Consider the following 12,584-nt stretch of genomic DNA (forward strand, 5'->3'; position numbering starts at 1 on the left):
CCGCTGAGTGGACCCCCAGCCGTAACCTCAAGGTCAGCGCGGACGTCAGGGCAGCATCCAGCCCAGCACCGGTGAACTCTGTCCGACCACGATCAGGCACATCACCAGCAGCAGGCCCAGACTCCACGGCAGCACCCGCCGCAGCAGGTCCCCCTCCCGCCCCGCGAGCCCGACGGCCGCGCACGCGATCGTGAGGTTCTGCGGCGAGATCATCTTGCCGAGCACACCACCTGAACTGTTGGCGGCGGCCAGGAGTTCCGGCGACAGCCCCGATTCCCGCGCCGCCGTCACCTGCAATGCCCCGAACAGGGCGTTGGCGGACGTGTCCGAGCCGGAGACGGCCACCCCGAACCAGCCCAGCACCGGCGACAGGAAGGCCAGCCCGGCGCCGGCTGCCGCCACGAAGTAGCCGATGGTGGCGGCCTGCCCGGAGAGGTTCATGACGTACGCGAGCGCCAGCACGGACGTCACGGTGAGGATGGCGAACCTCAACTCGTGTACGGTCGCGGCCCATTCCTTGACGGCCACGCGCGCGTGCACCCCGAGGACGACCGCCGTGCACACCCCGGCGAGCAGCACGAGCGTGCCGCCGGTGGACACGATCGGCCAGGTGAAGACATTGCCGCTGACCGGCTCCCCGTCGGGGTTCGCGACGTTCAGGAAGGGCCAGTCGTACGTCTGGGTCGCCTTGGCCAGCCAGTCCTTGACCACCGGAATCTGCGCCACGGAGAAGATCAACACAATCAGTGCGTACGGTGCGTAAGCGCGCACAACCTCCCGCGGCGGATCGACCTCGTCCAAGTCCTCGCTGCGTGCTCCGGTCAGCACGGACGCGCGTACGGCCTCGTTGGCGGGCACGCGCGCGTGCGGTACGGCGACCAGGGCGCCCGCACCGGCCAAGGCGGCGCCGATGTCGGCGAGTTGCGCGGAGACGTAGTTGGAGGCGGCGAACTGGGCGACGGCGAAGGCGACTCCGCAGACCACGGCGGGCACCCAGGTCTCCCGCAGCCCGCGCCGCCCGTCCACGAGCCCGACGAGCACGAGCGGCACCACAAGGGCGAGCAAGGGCGTCTGACGCCCCACCACGGAGGCCACGTCGTCCAGCGGCAGCCCGGTGACCTGAGCCAGCGTCACCACCGGCGTGCCCATCGCCCCGAAGGCCACGGGCGCGGTGTTGGCGACCAGCGCGACGACCGCCGCCCGCACCGGCTCGAACCCGAGCGCCACCAGCATGACCGAACAGATCGCGACGGGCGCCCCGAACCCGGCGAGGGCCTCCAGCAGGGCCCCGAAGCAGAAGGCGACGACGAGCGCCTGGATGCGCGGATCGTCGGACAGCCGCCCGAACGACCGCCGCAGGATGTCGAAATGGCGCGTCCGGACGGTCATCCGGTACACCCACAGGGCGTTGACGACGATCCAGAGGATGGGGAAGAGCCCGAAGAGGGCCCCTTGGGCGGCGCTGGAGAGCGTCTGGTCCAGCGGCATGCCGTACGCGAGCCAGGCGACCGAAACGGCCGCCAGAAGCCCTGTGAGCCCCGCCAAGTGCGCCTTCATCCGGACCCCGCCCAGCAGGACGAGGACGATCACCAGCGGCAGCGCGGCCACGAGTGCGGACAGGCCGAGCGAATCGGCGACGGGTTCCAGTTCCTGGACGTACACGGGCGCCTCCCCGGATTCCGCCATGCGGAAAGCGATTTCTCGTTCCGGCATACGGAATGGTCGTGTCCGCGCCAACTACGCGTCAATGCCTGTGCATCACTCAGCGAAACGCACACAGAAGAAACGCCCGCACAAGCGGAGGAAACCGACCGTCAGTTGTCGGGCGACCGCAGGACGCGCAGGTGCCCCCGCCGCGCGACCTCCATCGGATCGGCGCCACGCCCCCCGCCTCCGCCGGCCTGGGCCGCGCGCTCCTGCGGACGGGCCGCCTCGCGCACGGCGTTGGCAAGCGCTTCCAGATCGTCGCCGCTGGGGCGGGCCGGAGCCGAACCGTCCAGCAGCCGCACGACCTCCCACCCCCGAGGGGCGGTGAGGCGCTCGGAGTGCTCGGCGCACAGGTCGTAGCAGTGGGGTTCGGCGTAGGTGGCGAGCGGACCGAGGACCGCGGTCGAGTCGGCGTAGACGTACGTCAGCGTCGCTACGGCCGGACGGCCGCAAGCGGTGCGCGAACAGCGACGTACAGGGCTCACGACGTTGGACGGTACCGCACTCTTGAGCGGGCCGCGACGACTCTCCCCCAGGTCACTCCACCGTGTCGTGCTGTGAAACACCCCACACGTCCCTTCCGCCCCAATCCGCTGACCTGCACGGAAGCCTGCAGCCGAGATCCCGAACGCATCCGAAATCGGTCATCACCCGTTACAAACCACACCAATTACCTCGATCTCGTCGGTCTCGGAGAGATACGGAATCGAGCCCAACCTTGGCTGGAATGGTCATCTGCCGACATGCCGTACCGACGGACGGCAACCGCTCCCACGGCCACACGCCGCACGGACAGGGACCCGTCGCGAGGACTACCCTTCACCAGTGATGGACACCCCCGTACCGCCCCGTGCCGTTGGCCCCGGGCCCCGCCGCCGTGATCGCCACGGGCGGGGCATGCGCGGCCCGATCGCACCACCCCAGGTTCCCCTCGCCGCAAGCCGCGCGGACGCCTTCGCCGACCTGGTGCAGGACTCCGTGGAACGCCTCGAACGCCGCTGGCCCCAGCTCGCCGACATCGATTTCCTGGTCCTCGAAGTACCTCGCCTGGACGGCCCCGGCCGCACCTGGAACGACGAGGCGGTCCCCCTCGGCGGCACGATCCCCGCGCGCGAGGGCCGTCCGGCGCGGGTGGTCATCTATCGCCGCCCGGTGGAGATCCGCACGAAGGGGCGGGAGGAGCGGGCAGCCCTGGTCCACGAGGTGGTCGTGGAGCAGGTGGCCGAGCTGCTGGGTCTTACGCCGGAGACGGTGGATCCACGCTACGGCGAGGACTGACGCCGCCGCCCGGCTGCGCGCCGCGACTGGGGTACGGGCACTGCTGGGGGCCTGCGGCCCCCAGACCCCCGCATCGGCCCTGAAGGGGCCTCGTCCTCAAACGCCGGACGGGCTGAGATACGCGGGCCGACGCCGAGAAGTGGCTGTACCAGGTGCTACCTGCAGCCAAACCACGGCCTACTTCTGCAGCACCGACAGATCCTCGTCCGCCTCCGGCACAGCCACCATCCCCCGATCATCCGGCAGCGTCTGCACCGTGAAGCCCGGCACGCCCTCCGCCGTCACCGCCAGCGTCCGCCCGCCGTACACCGGCCCACCCGACACCGTCTCCACGGTCAGCGCGTACGTGCCCTTCAACCCGCTCGGCACCGGCACCTCCACGTCCTGTGTCGTCCCGGACTTGATCGTGTACGTCTTCGACACCGCCGTACCGCCGTCGCTCCCCGCGGACGCCGTGACCTTGACCTCGGCGGAGCGGAACGGCGCCGTGAGGGACAGCGTCGTGCCCTTCGCCTTGTTGTCCGCCACCGTCGCGCGCGTGCCGACCGGTCGGCTCGCCGGGATGAACGCCGTCTCCTGCTTGGCGCCCTCCCCACGAACCACCCGCACCGCGGCGACCACCGGCACGGCCCGATCCGTAGGCGTCAGCACCAGCGACCCCGCCTCGCCCCGCATGACGTCCCCGAGATCCACCGCACTCGTCATACCGGCCTTGACATGCAACGTCTCGTTCCCGGCAGGCGTGATCTCCCCGGACGGCGAGGCGAGCCGCACCTTCAGATCCGCATCCGCGTCCCCCGGCGTGAAGGCGACCAGCCGCACGGCCTTGGCGTCCTTCGGAATGCCGGGCACAACCAGGCTCCCCGCGGGATCCGCGGACGCCGCCAGCCAGTCCCCACCGAGCTTGTCGTCCAGGGCCTGCACCGAGGCGCCCACCCGGCCACTGCGCACATTCACGTGCACAGTCACGTTCTCCTGCTTCTCACTGGTGAGCGTCGACAGCAGGATCGGCTCCCCGGAGTGCGGCTGAACCGTGATCCCCTCCCCCACCGCGGTCTCCAGGGCACCGTCCTTGCCGTACAGCTCGATGTCGACGACGGCGGCGGAGTCGTCGGGGTTGGTCAGATGGACGTAGTCCGTGCGGTCGACCGCCGTACTGGCGCCCGGGAACCAGAACTCGGTGTCCGGCGCGGTGCAGTTGACGCCCTGCAGCCCACGCCCCGTGCCCGCCACGACCTCGGTGGTCTCCTGCACGGTCCAGCCGGGCGCGAACTTCCCGTCGGCGGTCCCGATGAGCGCCGGCGAGTCCGACCCGGACACGTCCTCGGTGACCGGCGTACCGGGCTCCTTGCCCGTCAGGACGGCCTTCTCGGCCTTGTCGGTCTTGTTCGCGGCATCGGCCTTCTTGCCCTTGGCGTCCGCCTCGCCGGCCGACTCCTGTGCCCCCGACCTCAGTTCCGCCTTCCCGTCGCTCCCCGTCCCCTTCGTGACGGGCGTGAACGACGTGTACGTCGTCTCCGCGAGGTCCGAGGTGCTCGGCGCCGGGCACACCAGGCTCGAACGCTCCACAGGCAGTTCGGCGGCCGCCTTGGCGGTGTTCGTCCCGGACGCGTCCGGCGTCGTGAGCGCCGCGACCCCGGTTATGGCCGCGAGGGCCGTGACACCGGCGATCAGGGACAGGGTCGTGCGGTTCACTGCTGGCTCCCGTCGGAACGCTCACTGCCGTGCGGATGCGGCTGCGCCGGGTCGTACGTGGCGTCGTAACCCTGCTGGTACGTCTGGTCGTACGAGGCGTCGTACGACGTGTCGTACGCCCCTGCCTGGTTCTGCCCGCCGTACGCGTACGGGTCGTACTGGCCGCCCTGATACGGATCCGCCTGATACGCCTGGTCGTAGGCGCCGCCCGCCGGGTACTGCTGGCCACCCGGGTACTGCTCGCCGCCGTAGCCGCCGTACTCGGCGCCCGCGTAGCTGGGCGTGTCCCACTCTCCGGAGGACTGCTGCTGCGGAATCGCCGCGGAGGTCTCCTCCTTCGGAGGAGACGGGAACTCCCCTCCCTGACCGGCCTCCTCGGCCTCGGCCTGGGCACGGAGCCGACGGGCCCGCCGCCCCTCGCCGGCCACTGCCTCGGCCGGGACGACCTCCTCCTCGGGCAGGTCGTCGTCGACATCACGGCGACGCCCCGGAAGGGCCATCACGACGAGGACGAGGGCCAGGAAGCCCTGGGTCCACAACCAGGCGGTGTGGCCGATCGGGTCGTCGTAGGTGACGTCCAGCCTGCCGCCGCTGGAAGGGAGTTCGAAGCCCTGGGCCCAGCCGTCGACCGTGGTCGCGGTGAGGGGCCTGCCGTCCAGGGTGGCCGTCCAGCCGTCGCCGGCACTGTCGGCGAGGCGCAGGACACGCCCTTCGGCGCCACTCGGAATCGTGGTGTGGATCTCGACGGGCCCGGCGGCGACGGGCTGGGTCTCAATCGAGCCGGACGCCGCCCCGGAGCCAGAATCAGAACCAGAAGCTGAACCCGAGCCGGAGTCGGAGTCGGAATCTGATCCCGGGACGATGGCCGCACGCGACACCTGCCGGTCGACCCGCCACAGCGCGCTGCCGTTCTGCTCACTCAGCCGCTGCAGTCCCGGCGTGGCGTCCAGCACGCGCGTGACGTCGCGGGGCGCGCCCTTGTGGACGAGGACGTAACGCACCGCGAACGCGCCCAGCTGGTCGGCCTGGTCGGCGCCGGAGCCGGCGACGAGGTTGGCGACGATCTTGTCGAGCTTGGCGTTCTCCCCGTCGGCGGCGGCGAGTTCGGCGTCGCCGAGGCGGGCGCCGGAGCCGCGGACGAGCATGTAGCCGACCTGGGTCGTGGACTCGCTGTCGAGGACGAGGGTGCGGGCCTGGTCGCGGTTGTTGCTGTCCTCGGCGACGAACGCGGGCACCTGCACGGGGTCGCGCCGCTCCAGCGGTCCGTCGGCGCCACGGATCATCCAGCCGGCGGCGACGAGCAGCGGGCCCGCGGCCGCGGCGAAGGCGATCAGCGCGGCGACCGGCTGGCGCCAGCCGAAGCTCTGCTCGGCCACACGCGAGCGTGCCCCGTCGGCGCCGAGCAGCGCGGCGGCCAGGAGGGCGATGCCGTAGACGAGGGTCGCGGGGCCGGCCCAGGTGAAGCTGTTGGAGAGGGCCGCGAAGACGAGGCCCACGAGGGCGATCGCCCAGGCCGTCCAGATGCCGAACTGGCGCTCGGAGCGCATCAGGGCGGCCAGCGCGGCCAGCACCACGCCGATGAGCATGAGTCCGCTGACGGTGCCGGGCCCGCCGGGGCTGGCGCCGAGCAGATCCAGGGCGGACGCGGACGAGGAGCCGTACCCCAGACCGGCCTCGCGGAAGAAGCCGAACGGGAGCAGCGACAGCGACCAGGGCGCGAGAACCAGCAGGGGCACGCCGAGCTGGGCCAGGAAGCGCAGGCCGTACGCGGTGATGTCGGTGCGGCGCACGGCCAGCAGCCCGAGCCCGAGGACCAGCGCGATCGGCCAGATGATCGGCGTGAAGGCCGTGGTGATCGTCAGCAGCAGGGCGTACGCCCAGGTCGCGCGCCAACTGCCACGCGCACCGGAGCTGTTCGCCAGGCCGCTCGCCGCGATGCCCGCGCGCGCGATGAGCGGCAGCATGACGGCGAGTACGGCGGTGCCGATACGGCCGCCGGCGAGGGCGCCGGTCGCGGCGGGCAGGAAGGCGTAGGCGATGGCCGCCCACGCGCGCAGGAGGCGGGACTCGACGAGCGGGCGGGAGGCGAAGTAGGCCGTGAACCCGGCCAGCGGCACCGAGCAGACGAGGAGGATCGTGACCGCGAGCCCGGTCGAGCCCAGCAGGGTGGAGGCGAGCATCGCCACGATCGCGAGGTACGGCGGCGCGGACGGGGTGCCACCGGCGCCAACGGGCTGCCAGGCGTCCAGGTAACGGGACCACAGCTCGCCGGAGTCGGCCGGGGCGGGCAGCAACGCGCCACCCGCGAGGGCGCCGCCGCCGAGGAGCTCACGGCAGGCGAGCAGCGAGAAGAACAGCAGCGCCAGGAAGAGCACCGGGCCGGGCTTGCGGGCGATGCGCTTCAGGCGGGCGAACTGCTCTATCTCCAGGAAGTCCGCGTCGTCGCCGCCGGGTCCGGACTCGACCGCGCTGCCGTGCCGGCCCGCACCGGCGGCCGCCTCCGGGTCGGAGCGGCCCACGAGGTTGCTCGCGACCTGCTCGACGGTGGCCCGCACGGTCGCGCCGGGCGGCGGGAACAGCGCCCGCAGCTCGCCCTTGTCGATGGCGGGGCTCCCACGCCTGCGCCGCCCGGCGATGATCCGCTCGGGGCGCAGCAGCGTGCCCATGAGGCCACGGATCTCGTCGAGGGCCTGTCCTGGGACCTTGCCCACGAGGTAGGCCAGGGTCCGAAGGACCGTGCCGAGCAGGAGGCGCAGCAGCACCCAGGGCAGCACGGCCGTGCGCGTGTTGACCAGGAGGGTGTAGACGGCTCCCGCCTTGTCGACCTTGTGCGGAGAGGCGGCGGTGCGGCCCACGCAGTCGACGGCGCGGCGCTCGCGGGAGGCCGCTTCGGCGTGTCGTACGACTGCCTCGGGGGCGATGAGGACGCGGTGGCCGGCGGCGGTCGCGCGCCAGCACAGGTCGACGTCGTCGCGCATCAGGGGCAGCCGACGGTCGAAGCCGCCGAGTTGTTCGAAGATGTCGCGCCGGACCAGCATGCCGGCGGTGGACACGGACAGCACGGACCGGACGTGGTCGTGCTGGCCCTGGTCCTGTTCGCGGCGGTCGAGGCCGGTCCAGCGGCGGCCGGAGTTGGCGATGGTGACGCCGACCTCCAGGAGCTGCCGGCGGTCGTACCAGCCGCGCAGCTTGGGGCCCACTACGGCGACGTCGTCGCGGCCCAGCTCGTACTCGTTCTCCACGACGCGCAGCAGCTGGGCCAGGGCGTCGGGTTCGGGGGCGCAGTCGTCGTGCAGGAGCCACAGCCACTGCACCGGCTCCCCGTGGGGGAGTTCGGGCATGTCGTAGGCGTCGTCGCGCCACGTGCGCGTGACGGGGTCCCAGCCGCTCGGCCGCTTCAGATAGGTCAGCTCGTCCGGGGTGAGGACGGGGGCGGTGCGGTTGGCCTCCTCGACGGCCTGGCCGAAGCCGGTGCGCCGGGCGAGGTGCAGTACGCGGTCGGCGCCGAGGGCGTCGGTGACGAGCTGCGCGGAGTGGTCCGCGCTGCCGGTGTCGGCGGCCACGGCGAACTGGACGGGGCGCTCCTGGCCGAACAGCCCGGCGAGCGCCTCGGGCAGCCAGCGGGCGCCGTCGTGGGCGACCAGCACGGCGGTCACCACATGACGCGGAAACTCGGGCGCGCGGGCCGGGTCAAACGCTGCTGCGGCAGCTGAGTCGTGATGGGCTGCCGGGTGGCTGTGCACGGACATCGAGGTACGGGCCCCGGTTCGATGGACTGCGGTGGACGCTTGTGCCCCGAGGGGACAGCGGTGCGTCTCGGACGAGCGACCACACTATCGGCTGGGCATGAGAGTGGCCCGCCGCCTGTGGATAACCCACCTGCGACGGGCCGTACGTGACGTATGTACGTGCGGTTGTGGAGCCGTTCGGTCAGACAGCGGACCGCTTCAGACACCGGCTTCAGACAGCGGCCTTCTTCAGTCGGCGGCGCTCCCGCTCGGACAGGCCGCCCCAGATTCCGAACCGCTCGTCGTTGGCGAGGGCGTACTCGAGGCACTCGGAGCGGACCTCACAGGCCAGGCAGACCTTCTTGGCCTCGCGGGTGGAGCCGCCCTTCTCGGGGAAGAAGGACTCGGGGTCGGTCTGGGCGCACAGCGCGCGCTCCTGCCAGCCGAGTTCCTCGTCCGCGTCGTCGACCAGCAGTTGCTGCACCAGCTCGGTCATGTGCGCCCCTCGTCTGTCTTTCGCGTCCCCGTGATGTTGCCGTTACCGATTTCGGCTGAACGACACGAGTGAAATTACAAGTGTGCTGCTCCGGGCGAGTCAAGCCGAGATCTGCTATTGAGCCCCTTATTCACTCTGCGGAACCAAGGCCTAGCGGAAAGTGTTCAAATCGGCATAAACCTTGACAAGCAGACGGGACCCAGGAGGGCCCCCGGCCCTCCGCAGAGCCTGTACGGAAAAGGACGCCCAGAAGTTCGATCTCGTTGCACGCGTGCGTAGAAGCGAACCGGATCACAGTCGGATCACAGGATCACAACGACGCCCGTGCGCCCGGTTGTGCGCCATGTGTCCCGGCTGCTCCAAGAACAAACCTTTCATCACCCAGATGGACCGGATGAGGTGAAACATGTGCCACATTCGTGGGCGTCGAGTTGACACTGGTGGCATGAACCGATGTCCTTGTGGGCATGCTCGCGCACTCGGCACTCACCTCGACCCGCACCACCGGGTCCCACGGTGCTGCCCGCGCTCGCTGTAGCTGTTGCTGTCCCAGCTGTTGAGCCACACCCTGCTCCAGCTGTAGGCCCGGGTCACCCGCGACTCGGCTCTCGTTCCCTCTGACCTTCTTTCACTGAGGAACCACGACACCCCCATGAACAGCGACAGCGACCTCCAGATCGCCGGCGACATCCTCGAAGTCCCGCACCTCCTCCAGGCACCGCGCGAGCACCCGGCCACCGTCGCCGACTTCGTCGGCCTGGCCCGCTCCATCGCCGCCGACCGGTCCCAGTGGGAGCACCTCGTCCAGTACGACGCGACCACGCGCTGGTACCACCGCCTGCGCACGGGCCCCGGCTACGAGGTCTGGCTGCTGTCCTGGGTCCCCGGACAGGGCAGCGGACTGCACGACCACGGCCGGTCCTCCGGCGTTCTGACGGTCCTGGACGGCACGCTGACCGAGCACACGGAGCGCGGCACGCGCGTGCTGGAGGCGGGGGCGCAGCGGGTGTTCGCGCCGGGTTACATGCACGAGGTGGCGAACGACGCGCTGGAGCCGGCGGTCAGCCTGCACGTCTACTACCCCGGCCTGACCGAGATGCCGATGCACACGACCCGGGCCTGCGAGGCCGCCGCCGAGCCGCGTCCGGTGACCGCCTGACGGGTTGCACGGTCCAGTGACGGCCTGACGCGTTGCATCGTCCTGTGACTGCCCTGACGGCGTCGTCCCGTCCGATGACTGCCTGCTGACGCGTTGTCGTACCCGCCTGCAAGACTGGCTCCCATGCGCATTGTGGTTCTGGCAGGCGGCATCGGTGGTGCCCGGTTCCTGCGTGGTCTGAAGCGGGCCGCGCCGGACGCGGACATCACGGTCATCGGCAACACCGGAGACGACATCCACCTCTTCGGCCTGAAGGTCTGCCCGGACCTCGACACGGTGATGTACACGCTGGGCGGCGGCATCAACGAGGAGCAGGGCTGGGGCAGGGCCGACGAGACCTTCCATCTCAAGGAGGAGCTCGCGGCGTACGGCGTCGGCCCGGAGTGGTTCGGGCTCGGCGACCGGGACTTCGCCACGCACATCGTGCGGACGCAGATGATCGGCGCCGGATACCCGCTGAGCGCGGTGACGGAGGCGCTGTGCGACCGCTGGAAGCCGGGCGTCCGTCTGATCCCCATGACCGACGACCGCGTCGAGACCCATGTCGCGGTCGAGGTGGACGGCGAACGCAGGGCCGTCCACTTCCAGGAGTACTGGGTACGGCTGCGGGCCCAGGTGCCGGCCGAGGCGATCGTGCCGGTCGGGGCCGAGCAGGCCAAGCCGGCGCCGGGCGTCCTGGAGGCCATCGCCGAGGCGGACGTCATCCTCTTCCCGCCGTCCAACCCGGTCGTCTCGGTCGGCACGATCCTCGCCGTGCCCGGTATCCGTGAGGCGATCGCCGACGCCGGGGTGCCGGTGGTGGGCCTGTCCCCCATCGTCGGGGACGCGCCCGTGCGCGGGATGGCCGACAAGGTGCTCGCGGCGGTGGGAGTGGAGTCGACGGCCACGGCGGTCGCCGAGCACTACGGTTCGGGGCTCCTCGACGGCTGGCTGGTCGACACCGTGGACGCGGGCTCCGTGGAGCGGGTCGAGACGGCCGGGATCCGCTGCCGGGCCGTTCCGCTGATGATGACCGACCTCGACGCCACCGCGCAGATGGCCCGCGAGGCGCTGACGCTGGCGGAGGAGGTGCGAGGGGCTTGAGCGAGGTCTCTGCCGACGGCTACCGCGTCTGGGCCGTCTCCGGAATCCCCGAGGTCCAGCAGGGCGACGACCTCGCGAAACTGATCGCCACCGCCGAACCCGGGCTGGTCGACGGGGACGTGCTGCTCGTCACGTCGAAGATCGTGTCCAAGGCGGAGGGGCGGATCGTCGAGGCGGCCGACCGGGAGTCCGCGATCGACGCGGAGACCGTACGGGTCGTGGCGCGGCGCGGGGCGCTGCGGATCGTCGAGAACCGGCAGGGGCTCGTGATGGCCGCCGCCGGGGTCGACGCCTCCAACACCCCCGCCGGGACCGTGCTGTTGCTGCCCGAGGACCCGGACGCGTCCGCGCGGGCGATCCGGGACGGCCTGCGCGACGTCCTGGGCGTCGACGTCGGCGTCGTCGTCACCGACACCTTCGGGCGTCCCTGGCGCGCCGGGCTCACCGACGTCGCGATCGGCGCCGCCGGCATCCACGTACTCGATGATCTGCGCGGGGGCAGGGACTCGTACGGCAATCCGCTCAGCGCGACCGTCGTGGCGACGGGCGACGAACTCGCCGCCGCCGGTGACCTGGTCAAGGGCAAGGCCGCCGGCCTGCCCGTCGCCGTCGTGCGCGGGCTGGCGCACACGGTGGCCGAGGGGCACGGGGAGGGGGCGCGGGCCCTGGTGCGCGGGGCGCGTGACGACATGTTCCGGCTGGGGACGTCGGAGGCGGTACGGGAGGCGGTGACCCAGCGGCGTACGGTACGGGCCTTCACGGACGAGCCCGTGGACCCCGGGGCCGTGCGACGGGCCGTCGAGGCGGCGGTCACGGCGCCGGCGCCGCATCACACGACGCCGTGGCGCTTCGTGCTGCTGGAGTCGGAGGAGTCGCGGACGCGGCTGCTCGACGCGATGCGTGACGCGTGGGTCGCGGATCTGCGGCGGGACGGCAAGAGCGAGGAGTCCATCGCCAAGCGGGTCCGGCGGGGGGATGTGCTGCGGAATGCGCCGTATCTCGTCGTGCCGTGTCTGGTGATGGACGGTTCGCACACCTACGGCGACGCGCGGCGGGACGGGGCCGAGCGGGAGATGTTCGTCGTCGCCGTCGGTGCCGGGGTGCAGAACTTCCTGGTCGCGCTGGCCGGGGAGCGGCTGGGGTCGGCGTGGGTGTCGTCGACGATGTTCTGCCGGGACGTGGTGCGGGGGGTGCTGGGGCTGCCGGAGGAGTGGGATCCGATGGGGGCGGTGGCGGTCGGGCATCCGGCGGAGGAGCCGAGGGCTCGGGCGGAGCGGGATGTGGGGGCCTTCATCGAGGTGCGCTGACACGGGACGGTCAGCGCCTACGCTCGTAGGACCCCGACAGCGACGTAGGGAATGTAGGGGATGTAGAGGGCGTAAGGGATTTAAGCCCCTTCGAAACCGACATCCGTAGGACACCGGTACCTCGAGGACCT

The 12,584-nt window shown here is 71.4% G+C and carries 9 protein-coding genes; 4 read left to right on the forward strand and 5 right to left on the reverse strand.

Annotation, left to right across the window (positions count from 1 at the left end; genetic code table 11):
- Window positions 1-45: 45 nt before the first annotated feature.
- Both ACIA8X_RS28195 and ACIA8X_RS28200 read right to left on the reverse strand, forming a co-directional pair.
- Window positions 46-1,662, reverse strand: a complete 1,617-nt coding sequence (locus ACIA8X_RS28195) for an L-lactate permease (RefSeq protein ID WP_393455595.1) — start codon at window positions 1,660-1,662, stop codon at window positions 46-48.
- Between the two features lie 152 nt (window positions 1,663-1,814).
- Window positions 1,815-2,192 carry a DUF3499 domain-containing protein gene (locus ACIA8X_RS28200; protein ID WP_030053098.1) on the reverse strand — a complete coding sequence of 126 codons (378 nt, stop codon included), beginning with the start codon at window positions 2,190-2,192 and terminating at the stop codon, window positions 1,815-1,817.
- Window positions 2,193-2,535: 343 nt separating this feature from the next.
- Between ACIA8X_RS28200 and ACIA8X_RS28205 the strand changes: the two genes are divergently transcribed.
- The gene (locus ACIA8X_RS28205; RefSeq protein ID WP_093904853.1) at window positions 2,536-2,985 is read left to right on the forward strand and encodes a metallopeptidase family protein; all 450 of its coding nucleotides are present in this window, start codon (window positions 2,536-2,538) and stop codon (window positions 2,983-2,985) included.
- A 177-nt stretch (window positions 2,986-3,162) separates the two neighbouring features.
- On the opposite strand, the gene ACIA8X_RS28210 is transcribed toward ACIA8X_RS28205, so the two are convergent.
- The 3 genes from ACIA8X_RS28210 to ACIA8X_RS28220 form a co-directional block, all read right to left on the reverse strand.
- Window positions 3,163-4,680, reverse strand: a complete 1,518-nt coding sequence (locus tag ACIA8X_RS28210; RefSeq protein WP_399459404.1) for a DUF5719 family protein — start codon at window positions 4,678-4,680, stop codon at window positions 3,163-3,165.
- Window positions 4,677-8,429 carry a glycosyltransferase gene (locus ACIA8X_RS28215; protein WP_393455502.1) on the reverse strand — a complete coding sequence of 1,251 codons (3,753 nt, stop codon included), beginning with the start codon at window positions 8,427-8,429 and terminating at the stop codon, window positions 4,677-4,679. Before ACIA8X_RS28215 ends, ACIA8X_RS28210 begins: the two co-directional genes overlap by 4 nt.
- 211 nt (window positions 8,430-8,640) lie before the next feature.
- Complete coding sequence (locus ACIA8X_RS28220) at window positions 8,641-8,904, reverse strand: WhiB family transcriptional regulator (protein WP_003975777.1); 264 nt, start codon at window positions 8,902-8,904, stop codon at window positions 8,641-8,643.
- A 652-nt stretch (window positions 8,905-9,556) separates the two neighbouring features.
- On the opposite strand from ACIA8X_RS28220, the gene ACIA8X_RS28225 reads away from it, so the two are divergent.
- From ACIA8X_RS28225 to ACIA8X_RS28235, 3 genes are all read left to right on the forward strand, one after another.
- Entirely contained in the window at window positions 9,557-10,063 is a 507-nt protein-coding gene (locus tag ACIA8X_RS28225) for a cysteine dioxygenase (protein WP_393455499.1), read from the forward strand.
- A 123-nt stretch (window positions 10,064-10,186) separates the two neighbouring features.
- Entirely contained in the window at window positions 10,187-11,146 is a 960-nt protein-coding gene (gene cofD / locus ACIA8X_RS28230) for a 2-phospho-L-lactate transferase (RefSeq protein ID WP_393455496.1), read from the forward strand.
- Window positions 11,143-12,453 (forward strand): coenzyme F420-0:L-glutamate ligase, encoded by a 1,311-nt coding sequence (locus ACIA8X_RS28235; protein WP_393455493.1) that lies wholly within the window; start codon window positions 11,143-11,145, stop codon window positions 12,451-12,453. Before cofD ends, ACIA8X_RS28235 begins: the two co-directional genes overlap by 4 nt.
- The last annotated feature ends 131 nt before the right edge of the window (window positions 12,454-12,584 follow it).

Origin of the sequence: Streptomyces sp. NPDC051738, assembly GCF_044453205.1 — a bacterium.
GTDB lineage: Bacteria > Actinomycetota > Actinomycetes > Streptomycetales > Streptomycetaceae > Streptomyces.